Source organism: Methylobacterium tardum, assembly GCF_023546765.1.
GTDB classification, from domain to species: Bacteria; Pseudomonadota; Alphaproteobacteria; order Rhizobiales; family Beijerinckiaceae; genus Methylobacterium; species Methylobacterium tardum.
This window is the reverse complement of the sequence record NZ_CP097484.1, coordinates 6,598,241-6,617,191: the sequence shown is the minus strand read 5'-3', so window position 1 is coordinate 6,617,191 and position 18,951 is coordinate 6,598,241. Positions and strand designations below refer to the sequence as shown.

The window sequence follows — 18,951 nt, the reverse complement described above, 5'->3', positions numbered from 1 at the left end:
CGCGCCGGCCGGCTCGCCGGCCGCAGATCCGAGAGAGCAGGAAGGTCGTCACGCATGGCTCACGCCGTCACCGCCTCGGGCACGCCGCCCGCGCGCAGCAACGAGCCCCTGAACGCCGACAGCGTGCGCCGCGCCCGCATCGACCTCGCCGCGTGCCTGCGCTGGGCCGCGCGCAACGGTCTTGAGGAAGGCATCTGCAACCACTTCTCGGCGGTGCTGCCGGAGCGGCCGGACCTGTTCCTGGTCAATCCCTACGGGCTCGCCTTCGCGGAGGTGACGGCGTCGAGCCTGCTGCTGTGCGACTTTCACGGCAATGTCGCCGAAGGGGACGGCCAGCCGGAGGCGACCGCCTTCCACATCCATGCCGAACTGCACCGGCTCTCTCTCTCTCTCTCTCTCTCTCTCTCTCTCTCTCTCTCTCTCTCTCTCTCTCTCTCTCTCTCTCTCTCTCTCTCTCTCTCTCTCTCTCTCTCTCTCTCTCTCTCTCTCTCTCTCTCTCTCTCTCTCTCTCTCTCTCTCTCTCTCTCTCTCTCTCTCTCTCTCTCTCTCTCTCTCTCTCTCTCTCTCTCTCTCTCTCTCTCTCTCTGAAGCCGCGCGCCCGGGCGGCCTTCCACACGCACATGCCTTACGCCACGGCGCTCGCCATGCTCGAGGGCGAACCCCTGATGTGGGCCGGCCAGACGGCCCTGCGCTTCTACGGCCGCATCGCGGTGGACGAGGATTACAACGGGCTGGCGCTGGACTCGTCCGAGGGCCAGCGGATCGCGATGAGCGCCGGCGAGGCGGACGTGGTGTTCCTGAAGAACCACGGCGTGATGGTGCTCGGCGAGACCATCGCGGAGGCCTGGGACGACCTCTACTACCTGGAGCGGGCCGCGCAGGCCCAGATTCTGGCCATGAGCACCGGGCGCACTCTGAAGGTCGTTCCCGAGGCGATCGTCCGACACGTGGCGGCCCAGGAGGCGGCCGGGCGCGCCGAGAGCGCGCGGCTGCACCTGGAGAGCGTCAAGCGCGTCCTCGCCCGGGACGAGCCGGCCTTCCTCGCCTGATTGGCTCAGGGCGCCGCACGGATCCGGTCGAGCAGCGGCGCGTCGGCATAGCCGTCCGGCGGCAGGCCGACCGAGCCCTGGAAGGCGCGGAGCGCCGCCCGGGTCTTCGGCCCGATCTTGCCGTCGACACCGCCGGTGGCGAAGCCGCGCTCGATCAGGCGGGTCTGGAGGTCGCGGCGCTCGTCCGCGGTGAGGGCCCGGTCGCCCCTTGGCCAGTCGCGGGTGAGCGCCGGATCGCCGCGGAGGCGGTCCGACAGGAGCGCCACCGTCAGCGCGTAGGACAGGGCGGTGTTGTAGCGCAGGATTACCGCGAAGTTCGGCTGAATCAGGAAGGCCGGGCCGCGGATCCCCGCGGGCAGGATCAGGGTCGCCTGGGCGTCGTCCGGCACCGGCCGGCCGTGGGCCGGCGTCACCCCCAGCGCCCGCCACGCCGCGACGCTGCGGGCGGTGGTCTCGTCGGCGAGCGCGGCGTCGAAGCGTTCCTGCAGCACCGCCTCGGTGCCCCAGCCGTCTCCGGGTTTCCAGCCGTGGACCCGGAGGTAGTTGGCCGTGGACGCCAGGGCATCGGGCACCGACGTCCAGATGTCGCGCTTGCCGTCGCCGTCGAAATCGACCGCGTCACGCTGGTAGACGGAAGGCATGAACTGGGTGTGGCCCATGGCGCCGGCCCAGGATCCGGTCAGCCCGCCGGGCATCCGGTCCAGGGGCGCCCGGTTCCAGGCCAGGATCTGAAGCGCAGCCGCGAGCTCGTCGCGCCAGTACGGAGCGCGGGCGGGATCGCCGCACCCGAGCGTCGCGAGGGAACGGACCACGGGCTTCACGATCGCCGGGTTGTCGAGCACGGCTCCGTAGCTCGACTCGACGCCCCAGAAGGCCACGAGGATATGGCGGTCGACGCCGTACTTCGCCTCGATGGCCGCCAGGGTGTCGGCATGCTCGGCGAGCTTGCGCTGGCCGGCCTCGATGCGGGCCGGCGTCACGCTGGCTTCGATGTAATCCCAGATCGGCCTGACGAACTCGCCCTGGCTTCCGGTCGCGGCGAGCACGTCCGGATCGGGGGTGAGGTTGCCGAGTTGCGCCTCCGCGAGATTCTGCGGCACGGCCCGTGCCGTCGCCCAGGCGATCAGCTCGGTCCGGCAGTTCTCGAAGGGTTGCGGTGAGGCGGTCGGAGGCGACCCGGTCTGCGCGATGGCGAGAGCCGGCGCGAGCACGCAGGCGGAGACCGCGAGGCAGATTGAGCCGCGCCGCTTCGCGTGCCGGATCTGCGCATTGCCGTGATCCATGGGGTCTCCGGTGGCCCAAGCCGTGTCTGTCTGCCAGCATAGCCGCCAAGGCCGAGCGACTTCCAGGCGCGCGCCTGCCCCGCGACGGACGCGCCAGGCGCCCTACATCGAACCGGCGTGGCCCGACGGAGAGGGAAACCGTGAAGCGCATTGCCTGCACGGTGCTCGGCGCGACGCTGCTCGTCGCCGAGCCCGCCCATGCCCTGGAAGTCTCCCGGAGCCGCGACATCCCGGTGCGGCCGGACGCGGTCTGGGCCCTCATCGGGGATTTCTGCGCCATCCAGCTCTGGCACCCGCAGGTGCAGCGCTGCGTCCTGTCGAACGACGACGATGACGGCATCCGCGTGCAGATCCGCGGCCTCGTGGTGAAGGGCGGCCTGGGCACGATCGTCGAGGTCGAGACCGCCCGGGACGAGGCCGGCATGAGCTACAGCTACAGCTTCATCCAAGGCCCCCTGCCGGTGCGCGCCTACAACGCGACGCTGGCGGTTCGCCCGAACGGGACCGGCGCGACGGTGATCTGGAGCGCGACCTTCGATGCGGACGGCATGAGCGATGCCGAGGCCGTCGCCGACATCACCGGCGTCTTCGATGCCGGGCTTGCCGGGATCGCTCGCGAGACAGCACGGTGAGTTCCGGCCGGATCGCCGCCTGGCGTGAAAAATGCCGCCCCCGCCCTCGCCGCAGCATCGTCGAGGACCGATGTGAGCGGCGTCGGCGCGACCGCTCGGCCGGCGCGACACCCCCGAGGCAGCCTCAGGAGCCCGAGACCGCATGCGCCGTCACCGTCACGCCAAGATCGTCGCCACCGTGGGCCCGGCCAGCTCGTCGCCGGACCGGTTGCACGCCCTGTTCCTCGCCGGGGTCGACACCTTCCGGCTCAACTTCAGCCACGGCGTCCAGGAGGATCACGCCAAGGTCCATGCGGCGATCCGCGCCCTCGAGAAGGAGGTCGGCCGGCCGATCGGCATCCTGCAGGACCTCCAGGGTCCGAAGATCCGGATCGGCACGCTGCAGGGCGGCCGCCTGGATCTTGAGGCCGGCGAGACGGTGCGCTTCGTCCTGGAGGGCGCCGAGGGCGACAAGCAGGCGATCCCGCTGCACCACCCCGAGATCTTCGACGCTGTGGTGCCGGGCCAGGAACTGCTGATCGGCGACGGACGGGTGCGGGTCCGGGTGACCGGACCGGATCGGACCACCATCACCGCTGAGGTCCTCACCGGCGGGCCGATCTCGAACCGGAAGGGCGTCAACCTGCCGGGCACGCTGCTGGACCTGTCACCGCTCACCGAGAAGGACCGGGCCGACCTCGCCTTCGGCCTCGATCTCGGCGTCGACTGGGTGGCGCTGTCCTTCGTCCAGAAACCCTCGGACGTCATCGAGGCGCGGGGGATCATCGGCGAGCGCGCCGGCATCATGTCGAAGATCGAGAAGCCGCAGGCGCTCGAGCGGATCGGCGACATCATCCGCCTCTCGGATGCCGTGATGGTCGCCCGCGGCGATCTCGGCGTCGAAATCCCGCACGAGGACGTCCCGGGGCGGCAAAAGGAACTGATCCGCGCCTGCCGGCTCGCCGTGAAGCCGGTAATCGTCGCCACCCAGATGCTGGATTCCATGGTCAGCGCGCCGGCGCCGACCCGAGCCGAGGCGTCCGACGTCGCCACCGCCATCTACGACGGCGCGGATGCCGTGATGCTGTCGGCGGAATCGGCCACCGGCCGCTACCCGGTGGAGGCCGTGTCGATGATGGACCGGATCATCCGCAGCGTGGAGGGGCACAAGCTCTACCACTCGATCGTGGCGGCGTCCGAGCCCGGCGAGGAGGAGACCCCGCCCCACGCCGTGGCGACCGCCACGGCCGACCTCGCGGAGGCCGTGCACGCGGCCGCCATCGTCGCCTACACGGCGAGCGGGACGACGGCCGCGCGGGTCGCGCGCAAGCGCCCGGCCGCCTCGATCCTGGCCTTGACCCCGAACCTCGCCACCTCGCGCCGGTTGAGCCTTCTCTGGGGCGCGCACAGCGTGCTGACGGAGGATGTCGATTCCTACGAGGAGATGACCACCAAGGCCTGCCACCACGCGCAGGACGAGGGTTTCGCCAAGCCGAACGACGTCATCGTGGTCACCGCCGGCATCCCGTTCCACACCGCCGGCAACACCAACAACATCCGCCTGATGCAGATCTGATCCGGTGTCCGGGTGATCACCTCGGCCTTACCGTCCTTGCGAGCGGAGCGAAGCACTCCGCCAGCGCCAAACCCAAAGGGTCGCGCCGCACCGGGTCACTTCGCTGCGCTCGTGATGACGGCGAGGACCCGCTCCGAGGCTTCACCGGGCCATCTCACGAGGCCCGCATCGGTACGGCCGCCGGTGGAACGCGGTCGCCGGGTCGCCCGTTGAATCGAAAGCTGCGCCGTTTTGGCGCGAAACCGGAGGGCCGACCCATGAACCTGATCGGACGTCTCGTCACCAAGCTTCTCGGCAACGAGAACCGCCCCATCGATCGCGACGACCGGAACGCCAGCACGGCGACGCCGATCGGCCGCCTCGTCACGAAGATCCTGGGCAAGTAAACCCAATCCGTCGCCGCGCGCCGGGAGGCGCGCGGCGCGCGATTGGCGCGGTCAGTTCGCGAGCGCGCTGGTGGTCGCCTTCACGACCGGCGCCGCCGGCACCGTATGCTGCCAGAAGGTGCCGGTGCGGCCCTTCTCCAACCCCTCCTCGTAGAGGGCGCGCATGTAGGCGGTGTCGAAGCCCTTGGCGGCCGGCACCTTCGGGCCGTTCTCGTCAATGTAGGTCAGGTTGAAGCCGATGCCGTTGTTGCGCGCCAGGGCGTAGGTCGCCGTGAGCGTCGCCCGCGAGCGCGCCCGGCTCGCCGTGGTGAAGGAGCGCTCGACGATCGAGAGCGTGTTGTCCTTCGTGACCTCGAAATCCGGCTCCAGGCGGCCGTTGATCACGACGTAGATCTCGGCCTTGCCGCCGGTGCGGATGCGGCCGTCGCGCAGCAGCAGCGTCTGCGGCAGCGTGAAGACCGGCGTGACCACCGATCCATCGACATGCATCTCCTGGAAGCGGGCATCGCCGGCCGAGACGTCGATGAATTGGGGCGGGAAGACCGCGGGGATGCTGGCCGAGGCGGCCAGCACGTCGCGGAACAGCTCCCGAGCATTGGGCACGCCGCTCGCCGCGATCGCGCCCATGTTCCAGATCACCGCGCGCTGCGAGTCGAGATTGGTCGTCACGACGAGCAGGCGCCGGCCCTTGGCGTGCTCCTCGGCGACCGCCCGGATCAGGTCGGGCGTCACGTAGCGGTCGATCAGGTTGCGCAGCCGCCCGTCGCCGAACAGGCCCGAGCCGAACAGCACGTTGGCGAGATTGGGCGAGGCCACGAGCTCGCCGGCGACCCCGCTCGTATAGAACTCGGTCAGGTACGGGTCGTAGGCCGAGCCCAGGAACGCGAAGGGCGCGATCAGCGCGCCGGTCGAGACGCCCGAGACCAGGGTGAATTCCGGCCGCTTGCCGGAGGCGGTCCAGCCGTTCAGCACGCCCGCCCCGTAGGCGCCGTCGCCGCCGCCGCCCGAGAGCGCGAGATAGGTGAAGCCGGCGGAGCGCCGCTGCGGATTGGCCGCGAGTTCCGCGATCGTCTGAACCGAGGCGTCGGCGAAGACGCGCGCGCCCGGGATGCCGGGCACGCTGGCGAAGGCGGCCTGCTCGGCCGTGTAGGGCGCGCGCGGAACGCTCCCGCAGGCCGCGACCTGAGCCGCCAGCCCGAGCGCGAGCAGCGCGCGCAGGCGTCTCTGACGGAAACCCATCGTCCTGACCTCAATCCGTGAAACCCGAGCCACTGTGCCATACGGAACGAGCTTGGCCGTATCCGGCGTTCCGCCTTCGCTGGCTCAGAGGCACGATATGGCCGCGCTGTTGCCCCGCGGTCACGATCGGACGGGATCGCGGCGCGAGCGTGGCCGCGCCGGATCAGCGAGCCCGCACGCGTCGCCCATTGCCGGTGGACAGGGCCGGCGCTGGGCAGGGCGATGCCCTTGCAACGCTCGCGAACGCCGCGCTAGGGTTCGGTCGTGGCCTGACAAGACAGGGTGTCGCACCTGATGCGGCAGCCATTTCGTCGGCGCGCGGTCTGTCCGACGGCTTGCATAGCCGGATGACGGGTCATGGACCCGGGATGCACACCGCACGCGTGGCGCAAGGCAGGTCGCAGGGGGCGGAGGGGATTATGGAAGCGGGCCTTGGCTGGACGGATGATCGCGTAGCTCTGCTGCGGCGACTCTGGGAGGACGGGCAGAGCGCGAGCAAGATCGCCGCGCAGCTCGGCGGCGTCACCCGGAACGCGGTGATCGGCAAAGTCCACCGCCTGGGTCTGGCCGGTCGCGCCCGCGGCGCCGATGAAGCCCCGGCCGCCGCAACGCCCTCGAAGATCGTGGAGATCGAGACCGCCATCGCGGTGGTGGAGACCCAGGCGCCGGAGCCGGTGGCGATCCTGTCGCATCGGCCGGCGCCCGAATTTCCGGCCGCCGCGCCCGCCAAGGAGCCGGTCGCGATTCCGGTGTCTCAGCGGGTCACCATCATGGACCTGCGGGAATCCATGTGCCGCTGGCCGCTCGGGGATCCGACCACGCCGGAATTCCGCTTCTGCGGCGCGCGCTCGATTACCGGGCTGCCCTACTGCACCCATCACGCGGAGATCGCCTACCAGCCCGCCACGGAGCGGAAGCGCGACCGCCGGGTGGCGTCGTTCCGCTGAGCGTCCGGCGCATCAGCGCAGGCTGATTCCCGCCTCGGTCAGAAGTCGGGCGGTGGCGGGGTTGATCCAGGCCGCTGGAACGAGGCCGACGAGGTTCTTGGGCTGGGTTGCCCCGAGATCGGCGCGCGCGATGGCGCGGACGATCTGGTCGGCCAGCGCAGTGTCGAGGTTCGGCCGCGCCAGGACGAAGCTCCACGAGCCCACCGTCTCGATCGGCGCCGATTGCCCGGGGAAGCTGCCCGCCGGCACCGTGAGCCGCCGCATCGCCGCCCCCGGCTGGGCCAGCCGCGCGATGCCCGCCTCCGAAGGTCCGAAGAAGCGGGCGCCACCCGGCTCCCGCGCCAGGGCCTGAAATCCCGGCCAGTCCAGGCCACCGCCCCAGAGCGCGTCGGCTTGTCCCGCCCGCACCAGGGCGGGCCCGTCGCCGGCCCGATCCAGCAGGATCGGACGGATGTCCCGCGCGGGATCGAGGCCCGAGGCGTCCAGCGCGCTGCGCCCCATGACCGTCAGTCCGGAATTGTGGGTGCCGAGCACCACGGCGCGCCCACGCAGATCCGCCACCGTTCGGATCTGACTGCCGGCAGGAACCGCGAACAGGCCGGGCGTCGGGTACATCGGCGCCAGGATGGTCAGGCCGTCAGCCGCGGCGAGGGCCGGATAGGCGTACTCGCCCTGCACGAGGGCCAGGTCGACCTGCCCGTCGCGCAGGAGTCCGATATTCTGCGCCGATCCGCCCGAGTTCCGCGTCTCGATCGTCAGTGTGGCGTCGGCCGTGTGGATCGCCGCCGCGAACGCCTCGCCGAAGGCGGGGAAGCCGCCGCCGGGCGTCGCGGTGGCGAGGACGACCCGCGCCTCGGCCGCGTGGCCGGGGCGAGCCAGCATCAGCCCGAGGCCCGACAGGAGCGCCGCCCGGCGAGTCGGACGTCGGCTTGGCGGGGCACCGGCGCGCCCGCGCGTCATCGGGCCCGGACCTTTGTGCGCCGACTAGCTGGAGAACGAATTTCTATCGCGGCCGGGAAATTCAGCATAGCCGTTCCACCTCCGGCGCTCCTGACTTGCTAAAGCGGAAAGAACTTTCGGCAACGGGACTTAGCCCGATTGCCCCCGCGGCGGCAACGCGATATCGCACCCTCCTGTCCGGCGCCGGACACGGCAGCGCCCGATCGAACCTATCCCGCGCGGGCGGTCCGGACCCGACGTCCGTTCGTCCCATTTCCACGAGCAGGAGTTCCGCGATGGCCGATACCCTCAACGCGCCGCAGAAGGTCGGCCATGGCCGTGTCTACGGCTCGATCACCGAGACGATCGGCAACACGCCGCTGGTCCGGCTGAACCGCTTGCCGAAGGAACAGGGTGTCGATGCCGAGATCCTGCTGAAGCTTGAGTTCTTCAACCCGATCGCCAGCGTCAAGGATCGCATCGGCGTCAACATGATCGACGCGCTCGAGGCGTCCGGCAAGCTTCAGCCCGGCGGCACCCTGGTCGAGCCGACCTCGGGCAACACCGGCATCGCCCTGGCCTTTACGGCGGCGGCCCGGGGCTACCGGCTGATCCTGGTCATGCCGGAGACGATGTCGCTGGAGCGGCGCAAGATGCTCGCCTTCCTGGGCGCCGAGCTGGCGCTCACCCCCGGCGCACAGGGCATGAAGGGTGCGATCGCCAAGGCCGAGGAGCTCCTGAAGGAGATTCCGGGTTCGGTGATGCCGCAGCAATTCTCGAACCCGGCGAACCCTGAGATCCATCGGAAGACCACCGCCGAGGAGATCTGGACCGATACTGGCGGCCAGCTGGACGCCTTCGTGGCCGGCGTCGGCACCGGGGGCACCGTGACCGGCGTCGGCGAGGTGCTGAAGCCGCGCCTGCCGAACCTGAAGGTCTTCGCGGTGGAGCCGGAGGATTCGCCGGTGATCTCCGGCGGCCAGCCGGGCCCGCACAAGATCCAGGGCATCGGGGCCGGGTTCATCCCCGACAACCTCCACACCGACATCCTCGACGGCGTGCTGAAGGTTTCCAACCAGACTGCCTTCGAGACCGCGCGGGCCCTCGCCCGTCTCGAGGGCATCCCGGGCGGCATCTCGACCGGCGGCAACGTGGCCGCGGCGCTTGAACTGGCCAAACGGCCGGACTTCCAGGGCAAGCGGATCGTCACCGTCGCCTGCTCGTTCGCCGAGCGCTACATCTCGTCGGCGCTGTTCGACGGAATCGGCTGAGCGGCCTGGCGCCCGAACATCGCCCTCGCGCCGAAACTTAAATCTGTCATCCCGGGGCCGCATCGCGGATCCCGGGATCCAGACCCACAGGCGCGTCAAGGATCGAGACCGAGCGGGTCTCTGGATGGGCTGCCGCCGGCATACCTTTTCGAGTCCCGGCTCGCCTCTGGTGACTCGAACTGATGGCCGTGAGGCGACGGTCCGGTGCATGGCTCGCCGCCCACAAAGAATGCCAATCCAGACGTGATTGGCCATTAATGAGTTTGCCTTGTTGTCGATAACCGATATTTTCGACCCGTGATTACCATTTTCCAGCCAAAGCCGATCACCTCTACTGAAAATAAGCTTCGATACTGCGCATCAGTTCTCGCATAGGATGGCCTCGGGCCGGCGGAGATCGAGACGAAACCTGCGCGAAGTCGATCTGGATCTTCGTTCATCCTTCCGCTATCGCCGATCGGGCGACCGGAAGGAGATTCTCACATGCGCGGCCTGCTCTGCCTTCTCTGCTGCCTCTGGGCACAGGCGGGATCAGCCCAGGGCTTCGCCGTCCACGACCTGACGCAGGTCACCGAAGCGGCCCGCGCGAGCCTCGGCAGCGGAACATCGGCACAGGCGGAGCCGGAGCATCTCATCCTGACCTGCACGGGCTGCGCGGGCGCACCCTTGGCCGAATTGCAGCTCGGGCGGCTGAGCGACGGCACCGAGCAGCGGGTCCGGTCCGGAAAGACCTCCTTCGGCGCCCTGGAAGCGCTCTGCATCAAGCGAAATCCGGATTGCCGGCTGTCTGGCCTTCCCGCCGGCCCCGCCATCGGCTGGATCACCGTCTACGCGCTCGGAAACGGCGGAGGCGCCACCGCGGTGATCCTGCGCGACGGCGACCTGTTGTCGATCGACGCCCGGGCGACGAGCCGCGGGAGCGCCGAGGATACGGTCCAGCGGCTGGTGCAGACGATCATGCCGCGGATCGTCGGCCCCTGACGTCCGGGTCGGCACCGATCGCGCAACCGACCGTCTCCGCCTCCGTTGTCCCGCGAAGACGCAGAGAGGCGGATGATGACGAATCACGCAGACCGATCGTCGCCGAAGGACAACGTCGCACCTGCCGGCGGCACGAACGCATCGGGATCCGGCGAGATCGGTTCCCAAGCGGGTTCGCCGCGCGAGGACCGCGATAAACCGACGGGCCAGGCCAACCCGCAGCTGAGTGAAGCGATCGATCGCGCCACGGCGGCGGTCGGCCAGGACGACGGGAAGCGCTGATGGTCAGGCCGACGAGCGATTCCGGCACCGTCACCCGCAAGCCCGACGACGCAGTCGGCACACGCGGGGATGCCCCCGCCGGTGGCGGTCGGCAGACCGCCGATCAGGCCGCCATCACCGAGATGGGCACCGGCGGAACGCCGCGCACCGAGCCGAAAGAGGGTTGGGGAAACGCGGGCGAGCCTGGGCGGTCGCCGCCGGCCGTCGGGGGCTCATCGGGTGGGCACTCCGATCAGAAGGCGTCGCGCGGCCCGGCCGAGGACGAGAAGGTCGCGGGCGGGCGCTACCGGGCTGAGCGGGAGAATCGGGAATGAGCGAGCGCGAGGAGACCGGCGCGAAGCCGGAGAAGCCGAAGAACGTCGCGCCCGACGCGGTGAAGGATCCGAACGAGAAGACAGACGGCAAGCCCGGGATGGGGCCGCCGGCTGGCGGGACCCAGCGCGACGAGACCGATCCTGGCAGCAGCTGAGCCGGGGGTGACGCGGACGCGGCGATCGCCGCCGCGCCCGGCGCCGCTCAGACGAGCCGGAACGGGATCGGCTCGGCGGAGAGCCGGACGTCGTCCGGCCGGCAACCCGTTTCGATACAGGCGTAGCGGATCGCGTCCTGGCGGGTCCGGAAGATGCCCCCTGCCCGTCCTCCGGTCTCAACGGCGACCCAGTGGCCGTCGCCATCCTGGCCGACGAGGTAGGAAAGCGGCGCCGGGGCACCGAGCGACCGGACCGGCGGGAGCGAGTTCAACGCGACGGGCATGGAGCTTACGGGGTTCACGCGGACCTCTCGGGTCCGCCATGCCGCGTTACGCGACACGGCATAAGTGTTCGATGGACTCGAGTGCGGCCCACCATAAGGACCGCATCAGCAACCGGGCCTGAGCGCCCGGTTGCCGTCCGTTCACGTCCGGGTGCCCCGGCCGTTCGGCTCAGGCCGCGTTCTCCTTGGCACGCTCGGCACGCTTCCGGTCGTTCGGGTCGAGGACCGCCTTGCGCAGGCGGATCGACTTCGGGGTCACCTCGACGAGCTCGTCGTCCTGGATCCAGGCCAGCGAGCGCTCCAGGGTCATGCGGATCGGCGGCGTCAGGCGGACGGCCTCGTCCTTCGAGGTCGTGCGGATGTTGGTGAGCTTCTTGCCCTTGAGCACGTTCACCTCGAGGTCGTTCTCGCGGTTGTGCTCGCCGACGATCATGCCCTGGTACACCTTCCAGCCCGGCTCGATCATCATCGGGCCGCGGTCTTCCAAGTTCCACATGGCGTAGGCCACGGCCTCGCCCTGGTCGTTGGAGATCAGCACGCCGTTGCGCCGGCCCGGCATCTCGCCCTTGTAGGGCTCGTAGGCCTTGAACAGCCGGTTCATGATGGCCGTGCCGCGGGTGTCGGTGAGCAGCTCGCCCTGGTAGCCGATCAGGCCGCGGGTCGGCGCGTGGAACACGAGGCGCAGGCGATTGCCGCCGGACGGCCGCATCTCCAGCATCTCGGCCTTCCGCTCGGACATCTTCTGGACGACGACGCCGGAATGCTCCTCGCCGACGTCGATCACGACCTCCTCGATCGGCTCCAGCAGCCCGCCGTTCTCGTCCCGCTCGTACACGACGCGCGGCCGCGACACGGCGATCTCAAAACCCTCGCGGCGCATGGTCTCGATCAGGATCGAGAGCTGCAGCTCGCCGCGGCCCGAGACGTAGAAGCTGTCCTTGTCGGCCGCCTCCTCGATCTTGAGCGTGACGTTGCCCTCGGCCTCCTTGAACAGGCGGTCGCGGATCATGCGGCTCGTGACCTTGTCGCCCTCGGTGCCGGCGAGCGGGCTGTCGTTGACGATGAACGACATCGTCACGGTCGGCGGGTCGATCGGCTGCGCCTGGATCGGGGTCTCGACCTGCGGGTCGCAGAACGTGTCGGCGACGGTGCCCTTCATCAGGCCGGCGATCGACACGATGTCACCCGCCTCGCCGATGTCGATCGGCGCGCGCTCCAGGCCGCGGAAGGCGAGGATCTTCGAGACGCGGCCGGTCTCCACGACCTTGCCGGTGCGATCGAGCACCTTGATCGACTGGTTCGGCTTCACCGAGCCCGCGGCGATGCGGCCGGTGATGATGCGGCCGAGGAACGGGTTGGCCTCCAGCAGGGTGCCGAGCATCCGGAACGGCCCCTCCTCGGTCCGGGCCGGCGGCACGTGCTTGAGGACGAGGTCGAACAGCGGCTCGAGACCCACCGACGGGTCGGCCTCCGGGCTGTCGGCCATCCAGCCGTTGCGGCCCGAGCCGTAGAGGATCGGGAAGTCGAGCTGCTCGTCGGTGGCGTCGAGGGCGGCGAACAGGTCGAACACCTCGTTCACGACCTCGTTGATGCGGGCGTCCGGCCGGTCGACCTTGTTGATCGCCACGATCGGGCGCAGGCCGATCTTGAGCGCCTTGCCGACCACGAACTTGGTCTGCGGCATCGGGCCCTCGGCCGCGTCGACCAGCACGATCACGCCGTCGACCATCGACAGGATGCGCTCGACCTCACCGCCGAAATCGGCGTGGCCGGGGGTATCGACGATGTTGACGCGGGTGTCCTTCCAGACGACCGAGGTCGCCTTGGCCAGGATCGTGATGCCACGCTCCTTCTCGAGGTCGTTCGAGTCCATCGCCCGCTCCTCGACCCGCTGATTCTCGCGGAAGGTGCCGGACTGGGCCAGCAGCTTGTCGACGAGGGTCGTCTTGCCGTGGTCGACGTGAGCGATGATGGCGATGTTGCGCAGATTCATGGCGGCCCGAAACGGGTTGTGCCGGCTCCCTGGCGGCCGCGCGGCGCGGCCGTCCGCGCCGGTTCAGGTACGGAGTCGTGGTGGTTGCGTCGCAATATAAGGACACGCGCCCGTCGGCAAGGCCACCGAGGACATGGCGGGGGCGCACAGCCCGAATCGCTGGGGGCAGGCGCGGTCCTCGATCGCGCGTCGGCCGGAACGGCGGGACATCGCCGCTCTCGTGCAGGGCTGCCCTGCACGCGTGCCCGCTGCGGAGATCACCGCCCTATATCAGGACGTGCATGCGCCTCGGCGGCGGCTGCCGCGGCCGCTTCGGGTTGATTTGGATGGAATCGGACCGCTCGGGTACCGTGACGGCGGCGGCACTGTGTCCGGCCGCCGTGATTCGGCTTTCGCCCCACCAGAACGGACTTACGTCGGAAGGACACGATGCGCGCGCTTGAGCCGCGGCTGTTCCCGTACATCTGGCGCTACTCCAAGGCCGATCAGCTCAAGATCTGCGCCGTGGTGTTCGCGTCGCTGCCGTTCTACTTCGCGTCGCTCGACCTGCCGAAGCGGATCGTCAACGACGCGATCACCGGGAAGGCCTTCTCTCACGGCGAGGGAACCGCACCCTTCCTGGAATTGACGGTCCAGTGGCCCGACGCGCTCGGCGGCGGCACAACCCGGCTGTTCGAGGGCTTCCAGCTGGACCGGCTGGAGCTGCTGCTCGGGCTCTCGACGCTGTTCCTGACGCTCGTCCTGATCAACGGCGCCTTCAAGTTCTGGATCAACCTCCAGAAAGGCATCCTCGGCGAGCGGATGCTGCGGCGGCTCCGGTTCCAGCTCTTTTCGCTGATGCTGCGCTTCTCGCCCGAGGCGCAGCGGGAGGTGAAATCCTCCGAGACCGCAACGATCATCCGCGACGAGGTCGAGCCGATCGGCTCCTTCATCGGCGACGCCATCGTGGTTCCGGTGTTCCTCGGCACGCAGGCCGCCACCGCGCTCGCCTTCATCATGATGCAGAACCTGTGGCTCGGCCTTGCGGCCGGCGGCATGGTGGGCGTGCAGATGGTCGTGATCCCGCGGTTGCGGCGCGAGATCATCCGCCTCAGCCGGCGGCGTCAGATCGCCTCGCGCAACCTCGCGGGCCGCGTCGCCGAGGTGCTGGACGGGCTGCCGGCGGTCCTGCTCAACGATACCGGGCGCTGGGAGCGGGCGGAGATCGGCGGCCGGCTCTACAGCCTCTACGACCTGCGCCTGCGGATCTATCGGCGCAAGTTCGCGGTCAAGTACCTGAACAACCTGCTCGCCCAGGTGACGCCGTTCCTGTTCTACGCGATCGGCGGCTACTTCGCGCTGAAGGGCGAACTCGATATCGGCCAGCTGGTGGCGGTCCTCGCCGCCTATCGCGATCTGCCCCCGCCCCTGAAGGAGCTGATCGACTGGGACCAGCAGCGTCTCGACGTCGAGGTCAAGTACGAGACCGTGGCGGCGCATTTCGGGCCGCAGCGCCTGCGGCCGGCCGAGCACGAATCACAGGGGCCGCCGCCCCGGCTCGGCAGTCCGCTCCGGGTGGAAGGCCTGACCTTGCGCGATCCGCAGGGCGGCGCGTCGGTCGAGGTGCGCGATGCCGAGGTGAGCCTGCCACAGAGCCTCGCGCTGGTGCCATCCGGCCCGGTCGCGCAGGAATTCACGCGCGTCCTGGCGGGCCTTCAAACGGCGCCGAGCGGCTCGATCCGGATCGGCGAGCACGACCTGTTCACCCTGGCGCGCCCGGTCCACGCGCACCGCATCGCGTATGCCGGCGTCGAACCGGTCCTGTTCCCCGGAACGTTGCGCGACAACATCCTCTACGGCCTGCGGGTCCGGCCGCTGCGGACGAACGGCCTCGATCTCAGCAAGACCCGGATCAACGAGGCGGTGAAGACCGGCAATCCGTGCGACAGCGTCGAGGATCCCTGGGTCGATTATCGGCGTCTCGGCGTCCGCGATGCCGGGGAGCTGGACGAGCGGCTCGTCGATCTGCTCGGACGGCTCGACCTCGGCGACGACCTGTACCGGTTCGGTCTCGGGGCGCTCAGCTCGGTGGCGCACGACACGCCGGTGGGCCAGCGCATGATCGCGGCCCGGGAGCATCTGCGCGAGCACTTCGCTCGCAAGGGCCTGGCCGACCTGGTGATCCCCTTCGCCCGCGGGCGCTACAACGATCAGGCGACCGTCGGCGAGAACCTGCTGTTCGGCGTCCCGCGCGACCCGAGCTTGAAGGAGCCGCAGCGCCTGGCGGCGACCCCCCTGTTCCGCCAAGCCCTTGAGAAGGTGAAGCTGCTCGACGAACTCGATCGCATGGGCGTCGCGATCGCCAGCAACCTCAAGGACATCTTCGCCGACGTGCCGCCCGGCCACCCGCTGTTCCGGCGGTTCTCGCTGATCACGCCCGACGCGCTGCCGGATTACCTGCGCCGGCTCGCCCGCCTGCCGGCCGAAGGGCGCCTGAGCGAGGCCGACAGCGTCGCCTTCCTGGCGCTGGCCCTCGCCTATGTCGAGCCCCGGATGCGTTTCGGCCTGCTCGACGAGGCGCTCGCCAAACGGATGGTCGGCGCCCGCGGGATCGTGCAGGGCTTCATGCACGGCGACGACGGCTGCGACGTCGAATCCTACGATCCGAACCGGATCAACCCACGCAGCACCGTCCTCGACAACCTCCTGTTCGGCCGCATCGACACGGCACGGATGCACGGCGAGGCACTCATCCAGCAGGAGGCGCGGGCGGTGTTCCGGGAATTCGACCTGGAGCGGCCGATCCAGCGGCGCGGTCTCGAGAAGGACGTCGGCAACCGCGGGCAATTGCTGGCCGAGCGCGTCCGCGTGCGGATCGGCCTCGCCCGGGCGATCCTGCGTGAACCCGAGATCCTGGTGGTCGATCGGGTCGACGAGCACCTTGAGCGCGGCGTCGAGACGCTGCTCGACGTCGCGGGCGCCACGCTGCCCCGCGCCAGCCTGGTGGCCAGCCTCTCGCCGGACGCGGATCTCGCCCGCTTCCCCGCGCGTCTGCCGCTCCGCGATGCCGACACGCGCCTGCGCAGCGCCGCCGAATGACGGAGGCGTGAGCGGCGCACCCGGCGCGCCGGCGGCGGTTTACAGATCATCGCGTGTCCGGCACAGGATGGCGCCCCATGCCCACATCAATGGACGCGACCGCAACCCCGGCCCGGTCGACCGCGAGCCTCGCCGGCCTGCCGCGCGTGGTGCCGCCGCACCGCGCCCCGCCGGAGCGCGAATTGCCGATCCCGGCCTATCTGCGCTCGATCCGCGACAACAGCCTGCGGGGGTTCCCCAAGCGGGCCTACGAGGAGCCGGTGACCCGCCGCGGCCTGCTGGGGCGCTCGAGCTTCATCCTCAACGACCCCGAGGCGATCCGGCGGGTTCTGGTCGAGAATCAGGCCAACTACGCCCGAACCACCGGCACCACCCGCATCCTGCGCCCGATCCTCGGCGACGGGCTCCTGATCAGCGAGGGCTCCGCCTGGCGCCATCAGCGGCGCACGCTCGCCCCGGCCTTCACGCCGCGGGCGATCGACGGGCTGGTCCCGCACATCTCGGCCGCCGTGGACGAGGGCTTGGACCGCATCGCCGAAGAGGCGGCCGCGGGGCCGGTCGACCTGTTCAACGCGTTCTACCGGCTCGCGCTCGAGGTTGCCGGGCGCGCCATGTTCTCGGTGGGCATGGACGAGCACGGCGCGGAGCTGCGCCGCTTCATCGCCGAGTACGCCGAGCGGATGGGGCGGCCGCATCTCCTCGACATCGTGACGCCGCCGGGCTGGCCGGTACCCCTCGACTGGTCGCGGTCACGCTTCCGCCGCCGGTGGATCCCGTTCCTCGACCGGATCATCGCGGCCCGCCAGGCCTCGGACCGCGGTCAGGCCCGCTCGGGCGACCTGCTCGATCTGCTCGCGGCGGCGCGCAACCCGGATACGGGTGCCGCCTTCTCGCCGGGCGAGTTGCGCGATCAGGTCGCCACCATGATCCTGGCCGGTCACGAGACGACCGCCGGCACGCTGTTCTGGGCCGCCTACCTGCTGGCCCTCGCCCCCGAGGTGCAGGAGCGCGCCGCCGCCGAGGCGCGGGCTGCCGACCTCGCGGACCCGACCGGCTGCCAGAGCGACGGGCGGCTCCCCCTCACCCGCGCGGTGATCGGCGAGACCCTGCGCCTGTATCCGGCGGCGTTCGTGGTGGTCCGTCGGGCGCTCGGCCCGGACACGGTCGCCGGCCATGCGGTGAAGAAGAACGACATCGTGATGGTCAGCCCCTGGGTGCTGCACCGGCACCGCGGCCTCTGGTCCGACCCCGAGGCGTTTGATCCGGGCCGCTTCCTGCCCGGGGCGCCGCAGCCGCCGCGCTTCGCCTACCTGCCGTTCGGGGCCGGCCCGCGCGTCTGCATCGGCGCGCAATTCGCGCTGAGCGAGGCGGTCCTCTCGCTGGCGCGGATGCTGGCACGGTTCCGGATCGTGCTGGATGAGCGGGAGCCGGTCCTGCCGCAGGCCGTGGTCACCACCCAGCCGGACCGGGCGGCCCGGTTCCGGCTGATCGCGCGGGAACCGGTCAGCCCTTGATGCCGGTGATCGTCGCCGAGACGGCCCGCGGGTCGCGCAGCGGCCAGCGGCCGCTCTCCACCTGCGCCAGGAACGCGTCGAGCAGCCGGTTGTAGGCGTCCGGCTCCTCGACGGAGAGCGCGTGGCCGGTGTTGGGCAGCATCGCCAGGGCCGCGGACGGGATGACCTGCTTGAGCATCAGGCTCGGAGCCGGCACGGCCAATCTTCGTCGCCGGCGAGGATCAGGGTGGGCACGGCGAGGCCTGCCAGCGCGTCGGTCAGATCGTAGAGTGAGGGCCGCTCCTTCTGGACCCCGGCCTGCGTGTTGGCGGAGCCCACGGCCGAATGCTCGGCGAGCATCCGCTTGAATTCGGCGTGACCCCGCGGATCCTTGTTGGCGAATTGCACCCGGGTCGGTCCGTAGGCGTAGCGCTCGGCGAATGCCGCCATGCCGTCGCGGCGCAGCATCGCGGCGGTGGCGTCGGCCTCGGCACGGAACAGCGCCTGCCGGTCTGGCTCCGCGCCGTAACCGACGCCGCCGAGGCAGAGCGACAGGGCGCGGCCGGGATGGCGCAGGCCGAAATGGAGAGTCGCGAAGGCGCCCATCGAGATCCCGGCAACGTGCGCTTTCTGCGCCCCGACATGGTCGAGGATCGCCAGGATGTCGTCGGCGGCGCGCGCCTGCGTATAGGCCGAAACGGCCTCCGGAACGTCGGAGGGCGGATAGCCCCGGGCATTGAACGCGATCGCGTGATAGCGCTGGCCGAAATGGCGGAGCTGCGCCTCGTAGCTGCGATGGTCGCCGGCGAATTCGTGGACGAAGATCAGCGGCGTCCCGTGCCCGCTCTCCTCGTAGTGAAGGCGAATTCCGTCATCCGTCGTGGCGCTCGGCATGGCGATCCCTGTGCTGATGCCCCCCGGCACACCATACCGATACCCTAAGCCGCCTGAGATGCGGCAGCCTTCAACGACGGCCGAGGTGAAACGTTTCGCCGCTCGGCCCAAGAGAACAAGCCCCGTCTTTCCGGGGCGCCGCAGGCGAGCCCGGAATCCAGAACCGCCGTCGGTGC

General features: G+C 70.0%; 16 protein-coding genes and 3 pseudogenes. 13 read left to right on the top strand and 6 right to left on the bottom strand.

The window, feature by feature from the left end; all coding sequences use genetic code 11:
- Window positions 1-54: 54 nt before the first annotated feature.
- Together M6G65_RS31735 and M6G65_RS31730 are read left to right on the top strand one after the other, a co-directional pair.
- Window positions 55-383, top strand: a pseudogene (locus M6G65_RS31735) (class II aldolase/adducin family protein); the annotation flags it as partial.
- A gap of 207 nt (window positions 384-590) precedes the next feature.
- Window positions 591-1,049 (top strand): annotated as a pseudogene (locus M6G65_RS31730) (class II aldolase/adducin family protein); the annotation flags it as partial.
- Between the two features lie 5 nt (window positions 1,050-1,054).
- On the opposite strand, the gene M6G65_RS31725 reads toward M6G65_RS31730, so the two are convergent.
- Window positions 1,055-2,332: a lytic murein transglycosylase gene (locus tag M6G65_RS31725; protein ID WP_250103331.1), complete on the bottom strand. Its 1,278-nt coding sequence runs from the start codon at window positions 2,330-2,332 to the stop codon at window positions 1,055-1,057.
- A gap of 140 nt (window positions 2,333-2,472) precedes the next feature.
- Between M6G65_RS31725 and M6G65_RS31720 the strand changes: the two genes are divergently transcribed.
- The 3 genes from M6G65_RS31720 (at window position 2,473) to M6G65_RS31710 (ending at window position 4,905) form a co-directional block, all read left to right on the top strand.
- On the top strand, window positions 2,473-2,964 hold the full coding sequence (locus M6G65_RS31720; RefSeq protein WP_238194210.1) for an SRPBCC family protein: 492 nt from the start codon (window positions 2,473-2,475) through the stop codon (window positions 2,962-2,964).
- Between the two features lie 142 nt (window positions 2,965-3,106).
- Complete coding sequence (gene pyk, locus M6G65_RS31715; RefSeq protein WP_250103330.1) at window positions 3,107-4,519, top strand: pyruvate kinase; 1,413 nt, start codon at window positions 3,107-3,109, stop codon at window positions 4,517-4,519.
- A 257-nt stretch (window positions 4,520-4,776) separates the two neighbouring features.
- Window positions 4,777-4,905 (top strand): TFIIS helical bundle-like domain containing protein, encoded by a 129-nt coding sequence (locus M6G65_RS31710; RefSeq protein WP_192706684.1) that lies wholly within the window; start codon window positions 4,777-4,779, stop codon window positions 4,903-4,905.
- Between the two features lie 51 nt (window positions 4,906-4,956).
- On the opposite strand, the gene M6G65_RS31705 is transcribed toward M6G65_RS31710, so the two are convergent.
- Window positions 4,957-6,144: a patatin-like phospholipase family protein gene (locus tag M6G65_RS31705; RefSeq protein WP_238194206.1), complete on the bottom strand. Its 1,188-nt coding sequence runs from the start codon at window positions 6,142-6,144 to the stop codon at window positions 4,957-4,959.
- Window positions 6,145-6,563: 419 nt separating this feature from the next.
- Here M6G65_RS31705 and M6G65_RS31700 point away from each other — a divergent pair, with 419 nt between their 5' ends.
- A complete protein-coding gene (locus M6G65_RS31700) occupies window positions 6,564-7,091 on the top strand; it encodes a GcrA family cell cycle regulator (RefSeq protein ID WP_238194204.1) in 528 nt (175 codons plus the stop codon).
- A 12-nt stretch (window positions 7,092-7,103) separates the two neighbouring features.
- Here M6G65_RS31700 and M6G65_RS31695 read toward each other — a convergent pair whose 3' ends face one another.
- Complete coding sequence (locus M6G65_RS31695) at window positions 7,104-8,051, bottom strand: TAXI family TRAP transporter solute-binding subunit (protein WP_238194202.1); 948 nt, start codon at window positions 8,049-8,051, stop codon at window positions 7,104-7,106.
- A gap of 275 nt (window positions 8,052-8,326) precedes the next feature.
- Here M6G65_RS31695 and cysK point away from each other — a divergent pair, with 275 nt between their 5' ends.
- The 5 genes from cysK (at window position 8,327) to M6G65_RS31670 (ending at window position 11,033) form a co-directional block, all read left to right on the top strand.
- Window positions 8,327-9,301 (top strand): cysteine synthase A, encoded by a 975-nt coding sequence (cysK, locus tag M6G65_RS31690; protein ID WP_238194200.1) that lies wholly within the window; start codon window positions 8,327-8,329, stop codon window positions 9,299-9,301.
- Window positions 9,302-9,784: 483 nt separating this feature from the next.
- A complete protein-coding gene (locus M6G65_RS31685; RefSeq protein WP_238194199.1) occupies window positions 9,785-10,282 on the top strand; it encodes a hypothetical protein in 498 nt (165 codons plus the stop codon).
- A 72-nt stretch (window positions 10,283-10,354) separates the two neighbouring features.
- The gene (locus tag M6G65_RS31680) at window positions 10,355-10,564 is read left to right on the top strand and encodes a hypothetical protein (RefSeq protein ID WP_238194197.1); all 210 of its coding nucleotides are present in this window, start codon (window positions 10,355-10,357) and stop codon (window positions 10,562-10,564) included.
- Window positions 10,564-10,878 carry a hypothetical protein gene (locus M6G65_RS31675; protein ID WP_238194195.1) on the top strand — a complete coding sequence of 105 codons (315 nt, stop codon included), beginning with the start codon at window positions 10,564-10,566 and terminating at the stop codon, window positions 10,876-10,878. Before M6G65_RS31680 ends, M6G65_RS31675 begins: the two co-directional genes overlap by 1 nt.
- Window positions 10,875-11,033 carry a hypothetical protein gene (locus tag M6G65_RS31670; protein WP_238194194.1) on the top strand — a complete coding sequence of 53 codons (159 nt, stop codon included), beginning with the start codon at window positions 10,875-10,877 and terminating at the stop codon, window positions 11,031-11,033. The genes M6G65_RS31675 and M6G65_RS31670 overlap by 4 nt, the downstream gene beginning before the upstream one ends.
- A gap of 47 nt (window positions 11,034-11,080) precedes the next feature.
- Here the strand turns inward: M6G65_RS31670 and M6G65_RS31665 are convergent, their stop codons facing one another.
- The gene (locus tag M6G65_RS31665; protein WP_379010708.1) at window positions 11,081-11,335 is read right to left on the bottom strand and encodes a DUF2188 domain-containing protein; all 255 of its coding nucleotides are present in this window, start codon (window positions 11,333-11,335) and stop codon (window positions 11,081-11,083) included.
- Window positions 11,336-11,486: 151 nt separating this feature from the next.
- Window positions 11,487-13,310 carry a translational GTPase TypA gene (gene typA, locus M6G65_RS31660; protein WP_250103329.1) on the bottom strand — a complete coding sequence of 608 codons (1,824 nt, stop codon included), beginning with the start codon at window positions 13,308-13,310 and terminating at the stop codon, window positions 11,487-11,489.
- A 429-nt stretch (window positions 13,311-13,739) separates the two neighbouring features.
- Here typA and M6G65_RS31655 point away from each other — a divergent pair, with 429 nt between their 5' ends.
- Both M6G65_RS31655 and M6G65_RS31650 read left to right on the top strand, forming a co-directional pair.
- Window positions 13,740-16,388 carry an ABC transporter transmembrane domain-containing protein gene (locus M6G65_RS31655; RefSeq protein WP_238194189.1) on the top strand — a complete coding sequence of 883 codons (2,649 nt, stop codon included), beginning with the start codon at window positions 13,740-13,742 and terminating at the stop codon, window positions 16,386-16,388.
- Between the two features lie 77 nt (window positions 16,389-16,465).
- Entirely contained in the window at window positions 16,466-17,902 is a 1,437-nt protein-coding gene (locus M6G65_RS31650) for a cytochrome P450 (RefSeq protein ID WP_250103328.1), read from the top strand.
- Here M6G65_RS31650 and M6G65_RS31640 read toward each other — a convergent pair.
- Window positions 17,892-18,775, bottom strand: a pseudogene (locus M6G65_RS31640) (alpha/beta fold hydrolase). The gene M6G65_RS31650 and the pseudogene M6G65_RS31640 overlap by 11 nt on opposite strands.
- Window positions 18,776-18,951: the final 176 nt, after the last annotated feature.

What these genes read in the sequence shown, in the direction of transcription:
- M6G65_RS31725 (WP_250103331.1), bottom strand. Translation starts at nt 2,332, where the DNA reads ATGGATCACGGCAATGCGCAGATCCGGCACGCGAAGCGGCGCGGCTCA.
- pyk (WP_250103330.1), top strand. Translation starts at nt 3,107, where the DNA reads ATGCGCCGTCACCGTCACGCCAAGATCGTCGCCACCGTGGGCCCGGCC.
- M6G65_RS31710 (WP_192706684.1), top strand. Translation starts at nt 4,777, where the DNA reads ATGAACCTGATCGGACGTCTCGTCACCAAGCTTCTCGGCAACGAGAAC.
- M6G65_RS31705 (WP_238194206.1), bottom strand. Translation starts at nt 6,144, where the DNA reads ATGGGTTTCCGTCAGAGACGCCTGCGCGCGCTGCTCGCGCTCGGGCTG.
- M6G65_RS31700 (WP_238194204.1), top strand. Translation starts at nt 6,564, where the DNA reads ATGGAAGCGGGCCTTGGCTGGACGGATGATCGCGTAGCTCTGCTGCGG.
- M6G65_RS31695 (WP_238194202.1), bottom strand. Translation starts at nt 8,051, where the DNA reads ATGACGCGCGGGCGCGCCGGTGCCCCGCCAAGCCGACGTCCGACTCGC.
- cysK (WP_238194200.1), top strand. Translation starts at nt 8,327, where the DNA reads ATGGCCGATACCCTCAACGCGCCGCAGAAGGTCGGCCATGGCCGTGTC.
- M6G65_RS31685 (WP_238194199.1), top strand. Translation starts at nt 9,785, where the DNA reads ATGCGCGGCCTGCTCTGCCTTCTCTGCTGCCTCTGGGCACAGGCGGGA.
- M6G65_RS31680 (WP_238194197.1), top strand. Translation starts at nt 10,355, where the DNA reads ATGATGACGAATCACGCAGACCGATCGTCGCCGAAGGACAACGTCGCA.
- M6G65_RS31675 (WP_238194195.1), top strand. Translation starts at nt 10,564, where the DNA reads ATGGTCAGGCCGACGAGCGATTCCGGCACCGTCACCCGCAAGCCCGAC.
- M6G65_RS31670 (WP_238194194.1), top strand. Translation starts at nt 10,875, where the DNA reads ATGAGCGAGCGCGAGGAGACCGGCGCGAAGCCGGAGAAGCCGAAGAAC.
- typA (WP_250103329.1), bottom strand. Translation starts at nt 13,310, where the DNA reads ATGAATCTGCGCAACATCGCCATCATCGCTCACGTCGACCACGGCAAG.
- M6G65_RS31655 (WP_238194189.1), top strand. Translation starts at nt 13,740, where the DNA reads ATGCGCGCGCTTGAGCCGCGGCTGTTCCCGTACATCTGGCGCTACTCC.
- M6G65_RS31650 (WP_250103328.1), top strand. Translation starts at nt 16,466, where the DNA reads ATGCCCACATCAATGGACGCGACCGCAACCCCGGCCCGGTCGACCGCG.